Origin of the sequence: Bacillus paranthracis (assembly GCF_001883995.1) — a bacterium.
GTDB classification, from domain to species: domain Bacteria; phylum Bacillota; class Bacilli; order Bacillales; family Bacillaceae_G; genus Bacillus_A; species Bacillus_A paranthracis.
The window spans coordinates 16990-36711 of sequence record NZ_MACE01000010.1 but is presented as its reverse complement, the minus strand read 5'-3'; the positions used below and the strand labels follow the sequence as shown (position 1 = coordinate 36711).

22 protein-coding genes and 1 other annotated feature are annotated in these 19722 nt (G+C 37.2%); of the genes, 3 read left to right on the top strand and 19 right to left on the bottom strand.

Features of this window, described 5'->3' with window-relative positions; genetic code table 11:
* Positions 1-8: 8 nt before the first annotated feature.
* From hisI to ilvE, 16 genes are all read right to left on the bottom strand, one after another.
* Positions 9-314 carry a phosphoribosyl-AMP cyclohydrolase gene (gene hisI / locus BAQ46_RS03550; protein ID WP_071741630.1) on the bottom strand — a complete coding sequence of 102 codons (306 nt, stop codon included), beginning with the start codon at positions 312-314 and terminating at the stop codon, positions 9-11.
* The gene (gene hisF, locus BAQ46_RS03545) at positions 311-1069 is read right to left on the bottom strand and encodes an imidazoleglycerol phosphate synthase cyclase subunit (RefSeq protein ID WP_071741629.1); all 759 of its coding nucleotides are present in this window, start codon (positions 1067-1069) and stop codon (positions 311-313) included. The genes hisI and hisF overlap by 4 nt, the downstream gene beginning before the upstream one ends.
* A complete protein-coding gene (gene hisA / locus BAQ46_RS03540) occupies positions 1063-1782 on the bottom strand; it encodes a 1-(5-phosphoribosyl)-5-[(5-phosphoribosylamino)methylideneamino]imidazole-4-carboxamide isomerase (protein WP_000402309.1) in 720 nt (239 codons plus the stop codon). The genes hisF and hisA overlap by 7 nt, the downstream gene beginning before the upstream one ends.
* On the bottom strand, positions 1755-2384 hold the full coding sequence (gene hisH, locus BAQ46_RS03535) for an imidazole glycerol phosphate synthase subunit HisH (protein WP_000560333.1): 630 nt from the start codon (positions 2382-2384) through the stop codon (positions 1755-1757). The genes hisA and hisH overlap by 28 nt, the downstream gene beginning before the upstream one ends.
* Positions 2385-2969, bottom strand: a complete 585-nt coding sequence (gene hisB, locus BAQ46_RS03530) for an imidazoleglycerol-phosphate dehydratase HisB (protein WP_001209290.1) — start codon at positions 2967-2969, stop codon at positions 2385-2387. It lies immediately after the preceding gene.
* Complete coding sequence (gene hisD / locus BAQ46_RS03525; protein ID WP_071741628.1) at positions 2969-4258, bottom strand: histidinol dehydrogenase; 1290 nt, start codon at positions 4256-4258, stop codon at positions 2969-2971. Before hisD ends, hisB begins: the two co-directional genes overlap by 1 nt.
* Positions 4259-4269: 11 nt before the next feature.
* On the bottom strand, positions 4270-4905 hold the full coding sequence (gene hisG / locus BAQ46_RS03520; RefSeq protein ID WP_001244470.1) for an ATP phosphoribosyltransferase: 636 nt from the start codon (positions 4903-4905) through the stop codon (positions 4270-4272).
* Positions 4881-6143: an ATP phosphoribosyltransferase regulatory subunit gene (gene hisZ, locus BAQ46_RS03515; protein WP_071741627.1), complete on the bottom strand. Its 1263-nt coding sequence runs from the start codon at positions 6141-6143 to the stop codon at positions 4881-4883. The genes hisG and hisZ overlap by 25 nt, the downstream gene beginning before the upstream one ends.
* A gap of 310 nt (positions 6144-6453) precedes the next feature.
* Complete coding sequence (leuD, locus tag BAQ46_RS03510) at positions 6454-7035, bottom strand: 3-isopropylmalate dehydratase small subunit (protein WP_071741626.1); 582 nt, start codon at positions 7033-7035, stop codon at positions 6454-6456.
* On the bottom strand, positions 7013-8407 hold the full coding sequence (gene leuC / locus BAQ46_RS03505) for a 3-isopropylmalate dehydratase large subunit (protein WP_000518108.1): 1395 nt from the start codon (positions 8405-8407) through the stop codon (positions 7013-7015). Before leuC ends, leuD begins: the two co-directional genes overlap by 23 nt.
* Positions 8407-9471 (bottom strand): 3-isopropylmalate dehydrogenase, encoded by a 1065-nt coding sequence (leuB, locus tag BAQ46_RS03500; protein ID WP_000415369.1) that lies wholly within the window; start codon positions 9469-9471, stop codon positions 8407-8409. Before leuB ends, leuC begins: the two co-directional genes overlap by 1 nt.
* Positions 9472-9548: 77 nt before the next feature.
* Positions 9549-11069 (bottom strand): 2-isopropylmalate synthase, encoded by a 1521-nt coding sequence (leuA, locus tag BAQ46_RS03495; RefSeq protein ID WP_071741625.1) that lies wholly within the window; start codon positions 11067-11069, stop codon positions 9549-9551.
* A 1-nt stretch (position 11070) separates the two neighbouring features.
* Positions 11071-12081 carry a ketol-acid reductoisomerase gene (gene ilvC, locus BAQ46_RS03490; RefSeq protein ID WP_001151736.1) on the bottom strand — a complete coding sequence of 337 codons (1011 nt, stop codon included), beginning with the start codon at positions 12079-12081 and terminating at the stop codon, positions 11071-11073.
* A gap of 26 nt (positions 12082-12107) precedes the next feature.
* Positions 12108-12617: an acetolactate synthase small subunit gene (gene ilvN / locus BAQ46_RS03485; RefSeq protein ID WP_000822948.1), complete on the bottom strand. Its 510-nt coding sequence runs from the start codon at positions 12615-12617 to the stop codon at positions 12108-12110.
* Positions 12614-14314 (bottom strand): acetolactate synthase large subunit, encoded by a 1701-nt coding sequence (ilvB, locus tag BAQ46_RS03480; RefSeq protein ID WP_000095855.1) that lies wholly within the window; start codon positions 14312-14314, stop codon positions 12614-12616. Before ilvB ends, ilvN begins: the two co-directional genes overlap by 4 nt.
* A 72-nt stretch (positions 14315-14386) precedes the next feature.
* Positions 14387-14615 (bottom strand) — a binding site (T-box leader).
* Between the two features lie 16 nt (positions 14616-14631).
* A complete protein-coding gene (ilvE, locus tag BAQ46_RS03475; protein ID WP_001005497.1) occupies positions 14632-15528 on the bottom strand; it encodes a branched-chain-amino-acid transaminase in 897 nt (298 codons plus the stop codon).
* 415 nt (positions 15529-15943) lie between these two features.
* Here ilvE and BAQ46_RS03465 point away from each other — a divergent pair, with 415 nt between their 5' ends.
* Positions 15944-16183 carry a DUF3911 family protein gene (locus tag BAQ46_RS03465; RefSeq protein WP_000752508.1) on the top strand — a complete coding sequence of 80 codons (240 nt, stop codon included), beginning with the start codon at positions 15944-15946 and terminating at the stop codon, positions 16181-16183.
* Between the two features lie 125 nt (positions 16184-16308).
* Complete coding sequence (locus tag BAQ46_RS03460; protein ID WP_001062580.1) at positions 16309-16548, top strand: YkuS family protein; 240 nt, start codon at positions 16309-16311, stop codon at positions 16546-16548.
* Positions 16549-16910: 362 nt separating this feature from the next.
* Here the strand turns inward: BAQ46_RS03460 and BAQ46_RS03450 are convergent, their stop codons facing one another.
* Positions 16911-17000 (bottom strand): hypothetical protein, encoded by a 90-nt coding sequence (locus BAQ46_RS03450; RefSeq protein WP_000608225.1) that lies wholly within the window; start codon positions 16998-17000, stop codon positions 16911-16913.
* A 114-nt stretch (positions 17001-17114) separates the two neighbouring features.
* Positions 17115-17576: a GerW family sporulation protein gene (gene ytfJ / locus BAQ46_RS03445; RefSeq protein ID WP_001997038.1), complete on the bottom strand. Its 462-nt coding sequence runs from the start codon at positions 17574-17576 to the stop codon at positions 17115-17117.
* Between the two features lie 112 nt (positions 17577-17688).
* Between ytfJ and BAQ46_RS03440 the strand changes: the two genes are divergently transcribed.
* A complete protein-coding gene (locus BAQ46_RS03440) occupies positions 17689-18081 on the top strand; it encodes an imidazole glycerol phosphate synthase (protein ID WP_001997037.1) in 393 nt (130 codons plus the stop codon).
* 33 nt (positions 18082-18114) lie between these two features.
* On the opposite strand, the gene BAQ46_RS03435 is transcribed toward BAQ46_RS03440, so the two are convergent.
* Positions 18115-19458 (bottom strand): TrkH family potassium uptake protein, encoded by a 1344-nt coding sequence (locus BAQ46_RS03435; protein ID WP_000454130.1) that lies wholly within the window; start codon positions 19456-19458, stop codon positions 18115-18117.
* Positions 19459-19722: the final 264 nt, after the last annotated feature.

Genomic DNA, 19722 nt, shown 5'->3' with positions numbered 1-19722 from the left:
GTATCCCCCTATATAATTTTGTAATGAAAACATGTTTTTTCTCCCGTATGACATGCAGGCCCTACTTGCTTTACGACAACAACAATTGCATCTTGATCACAATCTAAATAAAGAGATTGCACATGTTGGACATTACCTGATGTTTCTCCTTTATTCCATAACGACCTTCTTGAACGAGAATAAAACCACGTTCTTTTCGTTTCTATTGTTTTTTCATACGCTTCTTCATTCATATAAGCTAGCATTAAAACTTCTTTTGTACCTTCTTCAATTACAATTGCTGGTAATAGTCCTTTTGAAAAGTTAGGTTTCATAGCCGCACCTCAACGTTTGCACTTCTTAACTTTCTCTTTACGTCCCCTATTGTCGCCTCACCGTAATGAAAGATTGATGCCGCTAATGCTGCATCAACTGTTGTCTTTTGAAATACTTCTATAATGTGATTAGCATGACCACATCCACCTGACGCGATGACTGGTACGGAAACACTTTTTGAAATTTCTTCTGTTAAACGAAGGTCATATCCGTTTTTCGTTCCGTCTGCATCCATACTCGTTAATAAAATTTCGCCTGCGCCTAGCTCTGTAACGCGCTTTGCCCACCTGATTGCATCCATTCCCGTATCAACTCTTCCGCCGTTCACATATACATTCCACTTATCCTCTGCTACTTTTCTAGCATCAATTGCTACAACAATACATTGTGAGCCAAAATGCTCTGCCCCTTCTTCGATTAATTTTGGATTTCGCACTGCTGCTGAGTTAATTGAAACTTTATCTGCTCCAGCTCTTAGTAAATTGTACATATCTTTCACACTTGAAATTCCTCCGCCAACTGTAAGAGGAATAAATACTTTTGAAGCCGTTTTTTCTACAACATCTATAATTGTTTTTCGTCCTTCATGCGTTGCCGTAATATCTAAAAATACTATTTCATCTGCTCCTGCATCATTATATAAAGCTGCTATTTCAACAGGATCCCCGACATCTTGTAGTCCTATAAAATTTACACCCTTTACGACTCGCCCTTCTTTCACATCTAGACATGGAATAATGCGTTTCGCTAACATAACTTTGTTACCTCTAGCACTTCTTCTAAATCAATCGTTTTCTCGTAAAGAGCCTTACCAATTATGACGCCGTATATGTTCATATCATTTAACTTTTTCACATCTTGTATAGATGCAATTCCTCCAGAAGCAATCAGTCGAGTAGAAACGCTTTTTTGTAGTAACTCCAATTGTTCTATATTCGGTCCTGCAAGTGTCCCGTCTTTCGAAATGTCTGTAAACACAATCGTTTGAACACCTATCTTCTCCATTTGTTTTGCTAAATCAATGTAAGAAATTTCAGACACATCAAGCCAGCCTCTCGTTGCTACGAAACCATTTTTCGCATCAATTCCGACGATGATTTTTTCTTTATATAGACGAACTGTCTCTTCTAAAAATGGCTTATCATAAAGAGCGGCTGTTCCTAAAATCACTTTATCTACCCCTACTGAAAATAATTTCTCTACGGATACAAGTGATCGAATTCCTCCGCCAACTTGCACTGGAATACGTACTGCCTTGCAAATTCTTTCAATGACGGACAAGTTTAACGACTCACCAGCAACTGCACCATCTAAATCAACAATGTGCAACCGTTTCGCTCCAAATGTTTCAAATATAATCGCTTGCGCAACTGGGTCTTCATTCATTACTGTTTCTTTACTAAATTCTCCTTGATACAGTCTAACGCATCTCCCTTCTTTTAAATCGATAGCTGGGAAGATTTCCATGTTTCTACCACTCCTTTAAAATTTTTCAACATTTGCATGCCAATGTCACCACTTTTTTCAGGATGAAACTGCGCACCGTATATATTTCCTTTTGCTACAAAACCAGGTACTTTCACTCCATATTCACTTATTCCATATACAATTTCATTTGGACAATCTGCGTAATAAGAGTGGACATAATATACGAAAGAACCGTCCTCTACTCCATTCCAAAGCGCTATTTCTCCTTCTTTCTTTAACTCATTCCATCCCATATGAGGAATTTTATAAGGAACCTTTAACTTTCGAATAACGCCTGGCAATAAACTTAACCCGTTACAGTCTTGTAGTTCCTCACTTTTTTCAAATAAAAGCTGCATTCCTAGGCAAATACCTAGAAGTGGTTTTCTGGAACGCCCAATTTCTTGTAACACACGTACTAAATCTTTTTCTTCCAATACATCCATCGCTTTTGGAAATGCACCTACTCCTGGTAAAATCACTCCATCACTTCTAAAAATCTCTTCTTTATCACTCGTTACGATATACGCTGCTCCAATATGCTTTAATGCTTGTTCTACACTACGAATGTTTCCCATTCCATAATCTATAATGGCAATCAATTACAACATCCCTTTCGTTGAATTTACACCAGTAATATTGGCATTTCTTTCGACTGCTTCTCTAAGCGCTCTACCAAACGCTTTAAATAACGCTTCAATTTTGTGATGTGTATTGCTTCCGTATAAAATACGAGCATGTAATGTAATATTGGCAGCATGAGCAACTGCTCTAAAAAATTCTTCCGTTAGTTCTGTATCAAAATCCCCAAGCTTCGGATTCGTTAATTCTCCTTGAAATACAATATATGAGCGTCCACTTATATCAATTGCAACAAAGCCTAAAGACTCATCCATCGGTACATATGCTGAGCCGTACCTGTTAATCCCCTCTTTACTGTGCAATGCTTCTTTCAAACAATTTCCGAGTACAATCCCAACATCCTCAACTGTATGATGTGCATCAACGAATACATCCCCTTCTGCCTCCACTTGCAAACCGAATCTTCCATGCCTTGCAAATAAAGTTAGCATATGATCAAAAAAACCAACTCCCGTTCGTACAGAAACGTTCTTCCCATCATCAAGCTGTAAACTTAATTTTATTTTTGTCTCTGTCGTCTCACGTATTTGACTAGACTCACGCATTATTCTTCCTCCTCAAATCTTATTTGAATTGCTCTCGCATGCGCATGTAACCCTTCTTTATTGGCAAGCTCTACAATATGATGTTGGACATCTCTTAATGCTTCCTCTGTATAAGACAGAAAGCTTGATTTTTTCACAAAATCATCGACTGATAACGGTGAGAAAAACCTTGCCGTTCCACTTGTCGGTAACACGTGATTCGGTCCTGCTAAATAATCCCCGAGCGGTTCTGGTGCATATGGTCCAAGAAAGATAGATCCTGCATGTTTCACATAAGCTAGAGCATTCATCGGTTCTTTTATATGTAACTCTAAATGTTCCGGGGCAATTTCATTCGATAACTTTAGCGCCTCCTCTAAAGAAGGAACGATAAAAATGGCCCCATTTCTCTTTATTGATTCACGTGCAATTTCGCTTCTTGGTAATGTTTCTAACTGCCTTTCTATCTCTTTTTCTACTTCTTTTGCTAACTCTATATTTGTTGTAATACAAATTGCTGTCGCTCTCTCGTCATGTTCTGCTTGTGATAATAAATCAGCAGCAATATATTTTGCATTGCCGGTTTCATCTGCAATAACTACAATTTCTGACGGTCCAGCAATCATATCAATATTTACTATTCCATATACTTCTCGTTTCGCTAGAGCGACGTACAAATTTCCTGGTCCAACTATTTTATCCACTTTCGGAATCGATTCCGTCCCGTATGCTAAAGCAGCAATTGCTTGCGCACCACCTATCGTATAAATTTCATCTACTCCTGCAAGACTTGCAGCAACTAAAATATGTGGATCAATTCCTCCTTCTCTTGGCGGTGTTGCCATTACAATCTTTTTCACACCAGCGAGTTTTGCTGGCAATACATTCATTAATACTGACGAAGGATACGAAGCAGTTCCGCCTGGCACATATACGCCTACATTCTCTAATGGCCGAATGATTTGTCCTCTCATGATGCCTTTACTCGCGCAATCGAACATCGATTGTCTTTTTTGCTTTTCATGGTACGAAATAATGTTTTTCTTCGCCTCTTGTAACGCTTCTAAAAATGAATTCTCTACAAACATACTCGCTCGTTTTATTTCTTCTTCACTTACACGAAACTCTTTCATCTTTACACCATCAAACTTTTTTGTATAAAAAGATAAGGCCTCATCCCTACTCTCCCTTACATTTTGAACGATTTCACTTACATTTCTTTGAACAGTTTCTTCTATTATATTAGCGTTTTCTCGTAGCAATTTTATTTTCGATAACGCCTTTTGAAAATCTTCAAAAACGATCTCCATTACAAGTCCCCCTATTTTCCTGACAAAATTTCTTGCTCCATCATATTTATAATACTGAATATTTCGTCTTTTTTAGTTTTTAATGCAGCCTTATTTACAATCATTCGAGCAGATATAGAATACATTTCCTCAAATACAATGAGTCCATTTTCTTGTAATGTTTTTCCTGTTTCAACAATATCAACAATCGCATCTGCCAATCCAAGAATAGGAGCAATTTCTACAGAACCTTCTATTTTAATAATTTCTACATCCTCTCCTTTATCATGAAAATAGTTAGAAGTAATATGTGGATATTTCGTCGCAATGCATTTCTTCCGGTAGCTCTTCGGATTATAAGTAGGAATAGAAGCGACACAAAACTTACACACGCCTACTCCTAAATCTAACATTTCATAAATATCTTTCTCGTTTTCCATTAAAATATCTTTTCCAACGACTCCGATATCCGCTACTCCATGTTCTACATAAGTAGCAACATCTACTGCTTTCACTAAAATAAATGAGATATCCGTATTTTTACTTTGAAAGACAAGTTTTCTTCCTTTATTTTTGAGCTCTGAACAATCAATTCCAATCTGCTCAAAGAGCGGAATCACATGTTTTTCTAATCTCCCTTTCGTTAACGCAATTTGAATGTTACGCATGAAGTTTCTCCTTCTTTCTGGACGACCCATTTCTCTTTCCATACATATTCCACTAATGATTCGTTCTTTGCCTCAACGACCGTTACAATTTGATTTTTTCTAGCAAATTGAAAAGTATCATTTAAATTAGAGAATAAAGATAGCGCTACTTTTTTCCCGTCCTTTTGAAGTAAATTTCGTAATCGTTCCGCTTCTGCTAATCTATTTAACTCGTAATGAATCATAATATCTATTCTCTTTCGTTCATATGGCTCTTGCTGCTCTTGCAGCGCCTTTACAATTTGATTAACTTGCACCGCGAGTCCAACAGCCGGTAACATTTCTCCAAAATTTCCAATTAACTCATCATATCTTCCGCCACTAACAATTTCTTCCCCAATTTCATATATATACCCTTTGAAAATAACACCTGTATAATAGTCCAAATGTTGAATCATACCTAAATCAATGGATATGTACAATCCATAGCCTAGTTTTTCAATTGCTTCATATATTTCTTTCACTCTTGTAATAGCCATTTTCATTTCATTACTTGAGGCGAGTTTTTCTGCTTCCTCAATCACTTCTAAATTCCCAAATAACCTCGGTAATTTCTCCAGTAACTTTACTGTTTCATCACATCGATCTAATTTCTTATCTCTAATAAAATTGGATAAAGCGGCATAATTTTTACTTTCAATATATGTTCTAAGAACTTTCTCTTCTTCCTCATGAATGGAGAGCTTTTTGACAATACATTTATATAACTGTACTTGCCCAATCTCTATTGTAAAAGATTGCACCTTCAACTTTTGAAGTGATTGAATGACGCTTATAACACATTCAATTTCAGCTCTTACATTATCAATACCGATAATTTCAATACCACTTTGCACGATCTCATTATATTTTCCAGTAAGGGACTCATTCGCTCGAAATACATTTCCGCTATACGTCACTTTAAGTGGTGTATCACACCTCTGCGTTCCGATCACTCTCGCTAAAGGAATTGTCATATCTGGACGCAATACGATAATCCTTCCCTTTTCATCAAAAAATTTATACATCTTTTCTTCATCTATCGGCCTGCTTTGAAAGGCGAACACATCATAAAATTCAATTGTTGGTGTCCTTATTTCTTCATAACCTCTCTCTAAAAAAGTACGCCTTAATTTTTGCTCCACTTCTTCAATTAACGTACATTCTTCGAATAAATAATCTCTCGTTCCATTTGGATTTGCCCGTTTCCATTTTGTCATCGAAATTCTCACACCTTTCCCTTTCTAATGTATGCTTATTTCATGCACCTAAACCGAAAATAAAAAGAGCCTTGTAGATAAAATATACCTACAAGGCTCTTTAGTAGCATGTAGGTACAACGGGAATAACCCTTGCACCTACACGTTTTCACGCTAGGTTCAAGGGCTTTATGTATGATGATGTAGTTGTGTAAGCATTTTAATAGATTGCATTGTTTTCATAATACTTACTCCCTTTCTCCTCTAATTTTTACATAGTATATAATACTTAATTCTGAATGTAAATACATTTTAAATATTCCGTTATCTTTTAATATGCAGCTATCCTTCTTTCATACTCTTTTATTTCTTGTTCATATTGCATTGTAATACTAATTTCATCTAAACCATTTAATAATTTCTCTTTCCACATTTTCTCGATTGTAAAATGAAACCTGTGCGTACTTGTTGTAATTACTTCATTCTCTAAATCTACTTCTATTTGTTCTCTTGCATCCGTTTTGGCAAGCTTTTCTCGCATTTCTTTATCCATTACAATTGGTAACATACCGTTCTTCATACAATTCATATAAAAGATATCTGCAAACCCTCCCGCGATAATTACGCGGAAACCATAATCAGCAAGTGCCCACGGTGCGTGTTCTCTTGAAGAACCACATCCAAAATTATCACCTGTAATTAATATACTTGCTCCTTTTCTATCTGGTGCATTTAGTGGGAAATTAGGGTTTTCGTGTCGTTCATTATCATATCGCCACTCATCAAATAAAAACTTTCCAAACCCAGTTCTTTCAATTCTCTTTAAATATTGCTTCGGAATAATTTGATCCGTATCAATGTTATTATTCATAAGTACTGCGGCAGTACCTTTATGAATACGAAATGGCTCCATCATAACTCTCCTTTCTTGTATCAACAAAATGACCATATAACGCAGCTGCTGCCGCCATTGCTGGGCTAACTAAATGCGTTCGTGCTCCTTTTCCTTGTCTTCCTTCAAAATTACGATTTGAAGTTGAAGCGCAATGCTCTCCTTCAGGTACTTGATCTGGATTCATTCCAAGACACATGGAACATCCAGGTTCTCTCCATTCAAATCCTGCTTCTTCAAATATGTGATGTAGTCCTTTTTGCATCGCCGCGTCCCTTACTCTTTTCGATCCAGGTACAACGAGTGCTCGCACACCTTCTTTTACCTTTCTCCCTTTCACAACAGCTGCAGCAATTTCTAAATCAGAGAGCCTGGAATTTGTACAAGATCCAATGAAAACATGCTGAACTGGAATATCATACGTACTTTGTCCAGGGCTTAATCCCATATAAGAAAATGCTCTTTCGTCATTTACATCATGTTTTTCTGGCAATTTCTCATCAATACGAACTCCCATACTCGGATTTGTTCCCCACGTAACGTATGGCGCTAAATCTGTAACATCTATCGAAATATGTAAATCATAAATTGCATCTGCATCTGTATAAAGTTCAAACCATTTCTTCTCGAAAGTTTCATAGTCTCTCGGTGCATATTTACGTCCTTTTACATAAGCAACTGTTTTTTCATCCGGCGCGATAATACCCGCTTTTGCTCCTCCTTCAATCGCCATATTACAAAGCGTCATTCTCTCTTCCATCTCCATAGCCTGAATCGTCTCTCCGTAAAATTCCATTACGTATCCAGTTCCAACTGCTACACCGTACTTTGAAAGGAGATGCAAAATAATATCTTTTGCGTAAACGCCTTTCTGTAATTTTCCTTTTAACTCAATTCCCATCGCTTTCGGTTTTCTTTGCCATAACGTTTGCGTTGCCAATACATGTTCCACTTCACTCGTACCAATACCAAATGCTAGCGCGCCAAACGCACCGTGCGTTGCTGTATGACTATCACCACAAACAATTGTTTTTCCTGGCTGCGTGAGCCCAAGTTCTGGTCCGATAACATGAACGATCCCTTGCTCTTCATCTCCGATATCTGCTAACGGCACCTGAAATTGTTTACAATTTTCCCGAAGTGTATCTAATTGCTGCTTCGCAATGCGATCGGTAATATTCCAAACATCTTTCGTTGGAATATTATGATCCATCGTTGCGAATGTTAAATCTGGTCTGCGTACCGTTCGATTTGTAAGCCGCAAGCCTTCAAAGGCTTGCGGTGACGTTACTTCATGAACAAGGTGCAGATCGATATATAATAAATCTAATCCATTTTCATTTGTCGCAACTACGTGTCTTTCCCAAAGTTTATCTAGCAACCTTTTCCCCATTATCTTCCTCTCCCTACTAGCGCTTGCTCTTCCATTTCTTGCATTACTGCCTTCGTAAATGAAGTTGTCGTTTCAGTCCCCCCGATATCTGCTGTACATTTTCCTAATTTAAGGACTGCTGAAATCGCTTCTTCAATTGCACACCCTTCTCTCGTTAATCCGAACGATTGTCCAAGCATCATGGCAACAGAGCGCATCATCGCAATTGGATTCGCCTTATTTTTCCCGGCAATATCCGGTGCCGATCCGTGAATAGGCTCGTATAATGAAGGACCCTTTTCCGCGTGACTTGCTGACGGAAGCATTCCTAATGATCCAGCTAATACGGAAGCTTCGTCACTTAAAATATCCCCAAATAAATTTTCTGTTACAATTACATCAAACCGTCCTGGATTCCGAATTAACTCCATAGCAGCTGCATCTACTAAAATATGTTCTAGTTCAACATCTGGATAACGAAGTGCTACTTCTTCTGTTACAGTTCTCCATAGTTTACTAGATTCTAAAACATTCGCCTTATCAATAGATGTTACTTTTTTCTTCCGTTTACTCGCTAATTGAAAAGCATAAGAAACGATACGTTCAATTTCATGGCGATGATACGTAAGTGTATCCGTTGCTACTTCGTCGGTTCGTTCTTTCGGATAAGAAAAATAAATCCCACCTGTTAATTCACGAACGACAACGAAATCAATTTCATCAGCCTTTTTTAATGGCGATAAATGTGCCGTTGCACTTTCTACCGTTACAGGGCGAACGTTCGCAAATACACCGAGCCCTTTTCTTAAAGCTAATAATCCTTTCTCTGGTCTTTCTTTCGCACTATCCCACCTTGGTCCACCAACTGCTCCTAGTAAAACCGCATCACTTGCTAAACAAGCGGCAAGCGTTCGTTGTGGTAATGGTTGCCCATTTAAATCGATAGCACTCCCGCCGAAGTACTCATCTTGCAAATGAAAATGATGACCATATAACCTTTCTACCATATGCAATACTTCCTTCGCACTTTCCATAACTTCCGGTCCAACCCCATCACCAGCTAAACAAACGATACGTTTTTCCAATTTCAACACTCCTTTTAACTGAATTTTCAGAACTTTAATTTGATAGGTGAGAATAGCCCCTCTCACCTATCAAACACTTATTTCACCAGCTGGATAAAAGATTTCAATTTCCCCGCTGCGTGGACATATGCTCTCGCCGACGCTTCCAATACGTCTTGCGCAACACCAAAACCTGATACTTGATGTGTTCCTTCTTTTAATTCAACATGAACATGAGCCAGTGCATCTTGACCTTGTGTAATAGATTGTATGCGATAATCCGCCAATTCACATTCTAATCCTAAAATTCTTTGGATTGCATTATAAATTGCTTCAATACTACCAGAGCCAGTAGCTGCATCTTCGAATACATTTCCTTCCTCATCTTTTAGTACAACTGTCGCACATTGTGTACTATTTGATACGAAATGTACTTGCAGTTGCGTAATATTAAATTGCTGAGCCGCAAATGCTGCTTCACCAAGCATAAGTGCTCGTAAATCTTCCTCCGTAATTTCCTTCTTACGATCAGCTAATTTTTTAAACGCTTCAAACACTGCATCTCGTTCTTCCGTTGTAAATTCATAGCCAAGCTCTTTCATTTTTTCTGTAAACGCGTGACGTCCAGAATGTTTTCCAAGTACAAATAGGTTTTGAGATTCGCCTACTAACTCTGGTTCAATAATTTCATACGTTGTCACTTCTTTTAGAACGCCGTCTTGATGAATTCCGGATTCATGAGCGAATGCATTCGCTCCCACGATTGCTTTATTCTTCGGTACAACCATACCTGTTAATCTGCTTACTAATGTACTTGTCGCTTTAATTTCTTTTAGCGTCATAGAAGGCTCTGCTTTATAGAAATCTTTTCTAATATGAAGAGCAACTGCAACCTCTTCTAACGCCGCATTCCCTGCTCTCTCTCCAATTCCATTAATTGTTCCTTCTACTTGCAATGCTCCCCCTTCAACTGCAGCTAACGAATTTGCTACAGCCATTCCAAGGTCATCGTGACAATGACAAGAGAAAATTGCTTTTTCATATGAAGGAACGGATTCTTGTAAGTACTTAAAAAGAGAATAATATTCTTCTGGATTCGTATATCCAACTGTATCTGGAATGTTAATTACATTGGCTCCTGCACGAATCGCAACTTCTACTGCCTCAGCTAAAAAATCTCTTGCTGTTCTTGTCGCATCTTCTGCAGAAAATTGTACTGTTGGAAATAATGATTTTCCAAGTGTAACAGAACGATGAATACTATCTAACACATCCTCTTTTGACATACAAAGTTTATATTTCATATGAATATCACTCGTAGCTAAAAATACGTGTAAACGAGGAGATACCGCACCTTTCACAGCTTCATATGCTCTTCGAATATCGCTTTCTTTCGCTCTAGCTAAACTCATAACTGTAGCATTTTGAATTGTATTCGCGATACGTTTTACCGATTGAAAATCCCCTTCGGAAGCTGCTGCAAAGCCAGCTTCCATAACATGAATTCCTAGTCTTTCTAATTGCCTTGCAATTTGCAATTTCTCTTGTTCATTTAAATTCACTCCTGGTGATTGTTCGCCATCACGTAGCGTCGTATCCATGAACAAAATCTGCTTCATATTATTTCATCCCTACCTTTACTCGCGGCTGTACGAAAGGCATCATTTCACGTAATTTACGTCCAACTACTTCGATTTCGTGTTCATTCTCTTTCTCATTTGTCGCATGGAAATTCGGTCTTCCTGCTTTATGCTCTGCAATCCAACCTCTTGCAAATGTACCATCTTGAATTTCTGCTAGTACTGTACCCATCGCTTTCTTCGTATCTTCCGTTACAACACGTGGTCCTGATACGAAGTCGCCCCACTGCGCTGTATCTGAAACTGAATATCTCATATTTTCGAGTCCACCTTCATACATAAGGTCAACAATAAGTTTCAGTTCATGTAAACATTCAAAATATGCAAGTTCCGGCTGATATCCGGCATCAACTAACGTTTCAAATCCAGCTTTCACCAGCGCAGTTACTCCGCCGCAAAGTACAGCTTGCTCTCCAAATAAATCTGTTTCCGTTTCTTCTTTAAATGTCGTTTCTAATACACCAGCTCTCGTCGCTCCAATTCCATCAGCATAAGAAAGTGCCTTTTCAGTCGCAACTCCTGTTGCATCTTGGTATACTGCAAATAATGCAGGAACAGCTCCGCCTTCAACAAATGTACGGCGTACAAGATGTCCTGGACCTTTTGGCGCTACTAGAAATACATCTACATTCGCTGGTGGTTTCACTTGATCAAAGTGAACATTAAATCCGTGTGCAAAAACGAGAGAATTTCCTGCCTGTAAATTTGGCGCAATTTCCGCTTCATATACTTCTGGTTGCAGTTCATCTGGCAGCAAAATCATTACTACATCAGCCTGCTTTGCTGCTTCTGCTACTGTATATACAGAAAATCCATCTTCTTTCGCTTTATCCCAAGACTTCCCTTTTCTTAAACCTACTACTACATCAAATCCGTTATCACGTAAATTTTGCGCATGTGCATGACCTTGCGAGCCATATCCAATGATTGCTACTTTTTTTTCCTTTAATACATTTACCGTTACATCTTTTTCATAATAAACTTTTGCCATTTTCATTTCCCCCTATATTTAAATGATTATTGAATTAACATTACTTGCTTATCTTGCTTTTTCATACTACGCGTAAAGGCTGTTACACCTGTTCTTGCAATTTCTTTCAAACCGTATGGACGAAGTAATTCAATTAATGCTTCTACTTTTTCCTGCGTACCTGTTACTTGCACAACTATGGAATCCTTCCCAACATCTATTACAGCGGCTCGAAACGGTTCAATTAAACTGTATAATTCTGCTCTTGCTACTGATGTTGCTACTTTAATAAGTGCGAGTTCTCTTGCAATCATCGCTTCTTCTGTAATATCTGATACTTTCAAAACATCAATTTGCTTATGAAGTTGTTTAATTAACTGCTCTACTTGCTGTTCATTTTCAACGTGTACAACAATCGTCATCCGCGATATGTCCGATGATTCCGTATGACCTACTGAAATACTTTCAATATTAAAATGTCTTCGTGTCATAACACCTGTAATTCGGTTTAACACACCACTTTGATTTCGAACTGTTGCTGTAACAATTCTCTTCACCTTTTTTCCACTCCCTCCATTTGGTGAACACCTTTCCCTGGCGCAACCATCGGCATTACCTTTTCTGATTGAAGTACACGGCAATCAATTACAACTGGCTCTTGTAATTGAATTGCATGCTGCAATTGTTTCTTCGCAAGAAGTGGATCATCTATGCGAACCCCTTTTATGCCATACGCATTCGCAAGAGCAACGAAATCTGGTTGACACGATAGTAAAGAGTGCGAATATCTTTTGTTATAAAATTCATCTTGCCATTGTCTTACCATTCCTAAAGCTTCATTATTTAAAATAAATACTTTAACAGGTAAAGAGTGTTCTTTTAACACACTTAATTCTTGCAGAGTCATTTGAAATCCAGCGTCACCAACAATTGCAATAACTAATTCATCAGGCTTTGCAATTTGGGCACCAATTGCTGCTGGAAATCCGAAGCCCATCGTTCCTAGTCCTCCTGAAGTTACCCATTTATCTGGAGTTTTCAGCGGATAATATTGGGCTGCCCACATTTGATGTTGCCCCACATCTGTTGTTACAATCGCTTCTCCCTTCGTAATTTCATATAACATATCAATTGCATATTGAGGCTTAATACTTTCAGAATTTCGTTTATAAGAGAATGGATACTTTTCTTTTCTATTCTTTAATAAAGAGATCCACTCATGATGATTTTCTTTCCTTCCTTCTGGTTGAAGTAATACTTGGAGCGCTTGCTTAGCACTTGCAACAATAGGAATTTCAGTCGGTACATTTTTTCCGATTTCTGCTGGATCAATATCGATATGCGCGACAGTCGCCTCTTTCGCAAAATAAGCTAAATTTCCAGTAAGACGATCATCGAATCTAGCGCCTATATTAATGAGTAAGTCGCATTCATATAATGCCATATTAGCTGTGTAAGAACCATGCATTCCTCCCATCCCTAGAAATAGTTCATCATCTGGTGGAAACCCACCGAGACCAAGTAATGTATGCACAACAGGAATTTCATATTTACGAGCAAAACTTGTTAATTCCTTTGAAGCTTTCGCATGCAATACACCTGCTCCAGCTAAAATTAATGGCTTGTTTGCAACCTGAATTGCTTGTAATAATTTGTTTATTTGCAGTAGATTCGGTTCATAATTAGGGTTGTATCCTGGTAAATCCATTTGCACATCGCTACATCGTTCGCCTTGCTCTACTACCATATCTTTCGGAAGGTCAATAACGACTGGGCCTGGTCTTCCTGTTCTAGCAATATGAAATGCCTCTTTAATAATTCGAGGTAAATCTGAAGCCTTTCGCACTTGATAGTTATGTTTTGTCACTGGCATCGTAAGCCCCATAATATCCGCTTCTTGGAAAGCATCACTTCCAATTAACGTTGTTGCTACTTGCCCTGTAAATACAACAAGTGGCAATGAATCAATCATCGCATCTGCTAGACCAGTAATCACATTTGTAGCACCTGGTCCACTCGTTGCTATGACAACCCCTGGATTGCCAGTAATTCTGGCATACCCTTCAGCAGCGTGAATAGCACCTTGTTCATGCCTTGTTAAAATATGCGGAATTTCACAGTCATAGAGTGCATCATAAAGAGGTAAAACAGCACCACCAGGATAACCGAAAATCACTTCTACTCCTTCCTTTTCTAGCGCTTCTAACAATAGCTGTGCACCAGTTGCCAGTTTCTCTTCCGTTTTTGAAGACATTGTTCTTATAAGCCCCCTTTTAAAAACTTTTATCAATAAAAAAAATCCTACGTCCACACTCCAGCTATGTGCTGAAGGGACGAAAGATTTCGCGGTACCACCCTTCTTTGCAAGAATACTCTTGCCTCAGTGACCCATAAAATGAGTCTAGCTAATAACGGAGCTACCGTCTAAGCCTAGACAAATGCTTCAGCTTAGCACTCAAGGGCGATGTTCGTCGACGTGAACCATCGGTTTCCAGCAACCACCGACTCTCTGTGAGGCTTCACAATCAACTACTCCTCCCTATCAACGCTTTCTTATGTTATAAAAAGTTGTTATCCAACTTTATTTTCTTCGTAAATTTTCTCTCCATCTTCTATAACTAACTTTCGGAATTCTTCTAATAAACGATTCGTATGTGGACCCGTTTGCCCTAAACCAATCGTTCTACCATCTACTGTCGTAACAGCAATTACTTCCGCTGCTGTTCCTGTTAAAAATACTTCATCAGCTACATATACGTCATGTCTTGTAAATAACTCTTCTCTAACGTCATATCCAAGTTTTTCACCAATTTCTAAAATAGCATTTCGTGTAATGCCTTCTAACGCTCCAGCAGAACTTGGTGGTGTAATTAATTTATTTCCTTTTACAATAAATACGTTATCCCCTGAGCCTTCAGCTACGTATCCTTGATCATTTAACATAAGCGCTTCTTGTACTCCAGCCAATTTCGCTTCGATGCGAACTAAAATATTGTTTAAGTAATTTAAAGATTTTACTTGAGGCGACAATACATCTGGACGGTTTCGGCGCGTTGCAACTGTTACAACTGGAATCCCTTTTTCATAATATTCTTGTGGGAATAAAGATAGTTGCTCTGCAATTACTACTACATTCGGTTTTTTACAAGAATCAGGATCTAACCCAAGATTTCCTGCTCCTCTCGATACAACTAGGCGAATGTATCCATTAGATAATTTATTTTGTCGAATCGTCTCAACAACAATATTCGTTACTTCATCTAAAGAATATGGAATTTCTAACATGATGGATTTTGCTGATTCATATAACCGGACAAGATGCTCTCTCAAACGGAAAACATTACCGCTATAAACTCTAATTCCTTCAAATACTCCATCTCCATATAAATAACCATGATCATATACTGATACTTTTGCCTCGTCTTTTGGAACAAATTCTCCATTTAAGAAAATCCATTGCTCGTTCACTGGAAAGCGCCTCCTATGTTCTATGAATTTTTTATTGTTTCCTAGTTTACTCTCCTTTCTAAATAAATCAAGTGAATTTTTAGAAAATTTATAATTTTTATTCGTACGTACATCTTTAATTATATTGATTTAACAACATTGTTAACGTTTACAAAAAGTCAAAAAATTTTTTTCGTCAATTTCCATTAAAAAAATATTTGTTTAAAAGAAGGATTTTCGTCAATTGATACGAATCTATTGTATTCAATAAACGGACGTCCGTTTTTATAAATTCGGGAATATACAACGACTTTTGCTGAAAAAGGGGGAAAATAACAAAAATAACGCTGTCTAAAAATAACATTCATATTTTTCATTTCGGAATCATAATCCTATTTTTAAAAAACAATTTGTCAAAATGAAGGAGGAAATCAATATGGCGTGTGTACAAATTAAAGGAACGAGACAAGAGGTAGTAGAGATGCTTCAACTATTTGATCTAATGGATACGAAAGGTTTTTGTAAATTTGATAATTATGTAGAGGTAGAACCAAATAATAAAGAATATAACAATTTCATTGCTTCAATCGACATTCATTCAAATACTTCTTCCGCCCAAGATACTCTAAACGATCAATTCGTAAGTCAAATGCTTACTGGTGTATATAACGACTAAATAAAGTCGTACTTTAATCAGACTACCCGTAAATAACAGATAAATATATGCTTCCTACCGTCTTTATATAAATATATACGATGAACTTGAGCATACTAACAACTAGATGGTAGGAGGTGAGAATTATGGCTAAAATTGGTGTTGAAAATTCGTTAACAGATGTCCAACAAGCTCTTCAGCAACAGGGGCATGAAGTCATTACAATTAACTCGGAACATGACGCACAAGGATGCGACTGTTGCGTTGTAACTGGGCAAGATTCTAATATGATGGGTATTGCAGATACATCAATAAAAGGATCGGTAATTAACGCCCACGGTTTAACAACAGATGAAATTTGCCAGCAAGTTGAGAGCCGCATTTAAATTCAATACAAAAAAGAAAGAGGACCCCTTTTGAAAAGGAGTCCTCTTTTTTATATTCACCTAACGGGAAAGTAACATATACTGGATGAAAGCCCTACCTCTCTCTCATCATTACGGTTCCACTGACCGCTCCTTGATTCACTAGTATACCTATAAAGCCTATAATTATAATTTATAGGGTTTGTTCACAAAAGTTGTTGGTAAAACTACCCGATCTTTCGCAAACTTTTCGTATTATATTTATAAGATTTATTTACTTTACACTAGCTGTAACCGAGACACGAATTAAAATTTTAACATCAATATAGCAACTTGTCAACATTTTTCACAAATTTAAAACAGACAATAACGGTTTGTCTGTTTTAGAATGGAGCTTTTTCTTTTATTACATATACAACAAAACCGCTTACTAACATACATAAGCCAACTACTAAGTTTTTGATATTAATCATAAATTCCTCTCCCTTATTCCACACATCATATATATTTACAGTTCAATTATTCCGATCATCCTAAAGCGCACTTTTTCTAATATATCATAATTCCTAAAAAATGCAAGTTCACCTTTAGCGACCATTTACAAATTTATCTACAGTGCTTGGTACGGTATTTAAAGCTTTTTCAATTAAATGTGTACTACTATTGAGATGCAATACTTGCACACCGTTAGAACCAACTACTAAAAAAGCAACTGGGCTAATAGAAACCCCAGCCCCGCTTCCGCCTCCAAATGGATGACTTTGCTTATTCTCTTTATGCTGCCCTTGTCCATTATTATGTTTTTCAGAAATAAATTCACCTTTAAAGTCACTTCCTCCAGCTCCAAAACCAAAGGCCACTTGAGATACTGTTAATACTACATTTCCGTCAGCTGTTGAAACTGGACTTCCAACAATCGTATTTACATCTACCATCTCTTTTAAATTTGTCATTGCTGTTTTCATTAAATTTTCAATTGGATGTTCCATTATGTATTGCACCCTTTCCTCATTATTCTTTTTTATACTTTCCAAAATAGAGGAAGTCATACTAACTTTTCCTATTTCAAAAAAACAATCTTCACCTTTTAAATGGATATTACTCCCTGTACATACTCGGATAAAAAGGAAAAAGAGATACATACTACTATTGAACCTTGTTATGAAAGGAGTCATGACTTTGACTGAGAAATTTGATGAGTATAAAAAAAGAGATAGAATAGATAGTGATTATAGTGACTATAAAGAAGAATATGCAGCTGAGGTTGCACCACAGCGCATTGATTATGATTACGATGAGAAGGAACATAAAGATGATGTAAGATCGTCCGCTGCTGGATCAACGGCTGGCTTTATCGCTCTTGCCTTATCTATCTTATCACTTTTCACCTTCCCAACATTATTCGGTCTTGTTTCTGTACTACTAGGTATTTACGCTTATAACCGCGGAGCTACTGTAACTGGTGGTATCGCTGCGATTGTCGGTGGAATTGCAGCACTCATTGCAATTTTATTCCGAGTAGCGCTTATCGGCTTATTGTTCTCCCTCTTTTAAAAAGAAAAAGGTATCTCGCTTATGCGGGATACCTTATCCTGTAAATACATCTTCTGACGGATATTTAATTTTTTGTTTTGCTGGTCGCGCTAAAGAAAATACAAGTGTTAACGGTCCGATTAATCCACAAAACATAACAAACATAATCATACATTTTCCAAACGCTGATAACTTTGCAGTAATTCCCATCGTTAATCCTACTGTTCCAAACGCTGAAATTGTTTCAAATAGTAACTGAATAAAACTGAAGTCTTCTGTAAGCATTAACATAAATACTGCTGCAAAAATAAGGATTTGACTAGCAACGGCAATTGCTAATGCTCTCGTTACTGTCGACATTTTAATTGTGCGCTGAAATAATACGATTTCCTCTTTCTTTCTAAAGAAAGAAAGAACAGATGTAACTAAAATAACAAACGTTGTTAATTTAATCCCTCCACCTGTTGATACACTTCCTGCACCAATAAACATTAAAACCATCGTAAATAATATAGATGATTCTTCCATTCCCCCGTAGTCAACTGTATTAAATCCAGCCGTACGAGGAGTAATCCCTTGGAAAAAAGAAGCCCATAACTTTTCATTTAACGGTAAATTCCCTAACGTCTTCACATTATTATATTCCAATACAAAAATCACAATCATCGCTATCACATTTAGCGCTACCGTTCCAATAATCATGATTTTGGAATGAAGCGATAGTTTTCGAAAACTACGGCTATACCATATATCAATTAGTACGGTAAATCCGAGACCGCCTATTACGATTAAAGAGCAAATCCCAATATTAATAATCGGATCGCCTACATACCTTGTTAAATTATCCGGCCATAGAGCAAATCCAGCATTATTATAAGATGCGATTACGTGAAAAATACTATAGTATACACCTTTTCCAAAGCCAAACTCTGGAATAAAACGAAATGATAAAAAGATGACTCCAATAAACTCAATACAAATTGAAAATATAAAGACACGTTTTACTAATTTTACAAGACCACCTATATTTGTCTGATTAAATGCCTCTCCAATTAATAAGCGATGACGTAATCCGATTTTTTTACCTAATACCCAAACAATTAAAATGGCAATTGTCATAAGACCTAGACCGCCTGTTTGAATTAAAAACATAATTACAATTTCGCCGAACATTGTAAACGTACTTGCAGTATCTACTACTCCCAATCCCGTTACAGTCGCTGCTGACGTTGCGGTAAAGAAAGCATCTACCCAACTAATATGTACTTTCGTTGCGAATGGTAACTTTAATAACAAACCGCCAACCACAATTAAGCAGAAAAAACCTAATGCTAATATTTGTGGTGGATTTAATCGTATAAAACGATTATACAGTCTTTGTCTTTTTGTTACTTCCATATTCACTAACTCCCTTTTTGCCCCTCATAACTAAAGGCTTATAAAAAACCTTAAATAGCAGGATAAACCTTATATTCTTATAATATAGTTGAGCATAATCCTTTTTTTCATAGTTTTCAACTTTTATTTATACTCGAACTTCACTTCATTTTATGACAAGACTCTTTCTATTATATTTATCCTTACTCTACAACTCTCGCAACAATCATTTTATATGTATCATTTCTTAAATCCTCATACCTTTCACTCTATGTTCACATAGGG

Excerpts from the sequence above, each read along its gene's own strand:
- hisI (WP_071741630.1), bottom strand. The coding sequence starts at position 314 with ATGAAACCTAACTTTTCAAAAGGACTATTACCAGCAATTGTAATTGAA.
- hisF (WP_071741629.1), bottom strand. The coding sequence starts at position 1,069 with ATGTTAGCGAAACGCATTATTCCATGTCTAGATGTGAAAGAAGGGCGA.
- hisA (WP_000402309.1), bottom strand. The coding sequence starts at position 1,782 with ATGGAAATCTTCCCAGCTATCGATTTAAAAGAAGGGAGATGCGTTAGA.
- hisB (WP_001209290.1), bottom strand. The coding sequence starts at position 2,969 with ATGCGTGAGTCTAGTCAAATACGTGAGACGACAGAGACAAAAATAAAA.
- hisD (WP_071741628.1), bottom strand. The coding sequence starts at position 4,258 with ATGGAGATCGTTTTTGAAGATTTTCAAAAGGCGTTATCGAAAATAAAA.
- hisG (WP_001244470.1), bottom strand. The coding sequence starts at position 4,905 with ATGCGTAACATTCAAATTGCGTTAACGAAAGGGAGATTAGAAAAACAT.
- hisZ (WP_071741627.1), bottom strand. The coding sequence starts at position 6,143 with ATGACAAAATGGAAACGGGCAAATCCAAATGGAACGAGAGATTATTTA.
- leuD (WP_071741626.1), bottom strand. The coding sequence starts at position 7,035 with ATGGAGCCATTTCGTATTCATAAAGGTACTGCCGCAGTACTTATGAAT.
- leuC (WP_000518108.1), bottom strand. The coding sequence starts at position 8,407 with ATGGGGAAAAGGTTGCTAGATAAACTTTGGGAAAGACACGTAGTTGCG.
- leuA (WP_071741625.1), bottom strand. The coding sequence starts at position 11,069 with ATGAAGCAGATTTTGTTCATGGATACGACGCTACGTGATGGCGAACAA.
- ilvC (WP_001151736.1), bottom strand. The coding sequence starts at position 12,081 with ATGGCAAAAGTTTATTATGAAAAAGATGTAACGGTAAATGTATTAAAG.
- ilvB (WP_000095855.1), bottom strand. The coding sequence starts at position 14,314 with ATGTCTTCAAAAACGGAAGAGAAACTGGCAACTGGTGCACAGCTATTG.
- BAQ46_RS03465 (WP_000752508.1), top strand. The coding sequence starts at position 15,944 with ATGGCGTGTGTACAAATTAAAGGAACGAGACAAGAGGTAGTAGAGATG.
- BAQ46_RS03460 (WP_001062580.1), top strand. The coding sequence starts at position 16,309 with ATGGCTAAAATTGGTGTTGAAAATTCGTTAACAGATGTCCAACAAGCT.
- BAQ46_RS03450 (WP_000608225.1), bottom strand. The coding sequence starts at position 17,000 with ATGATTAATATCAAAAACTTAGTAGTTGGCTTATGTATGTTAGTAAGC.
- ytfJ (WP_001997038.1), bottom strand. The coding sequence starts at position 17,576 with ATGACTTCCTCTATTTTGGAAAGTATAAAAAAGAATAATGAGGAAAGG.
- BAQ46_RS03440 (WP_001997037.1), top strand. The coding sequence starts at position 17,689 with ATGAAAGGAGTCATGACTTTGACTGAGAAATTTGATGAGTATAAAAAA.
- BAQ46_RS03435 (WP_000454130.1), bottom strand. The coding sequence starts at position 19,458 with ATGGAAGTAACAAAAAGACAAAGACTGTATAATCGTTTTATACGATTA.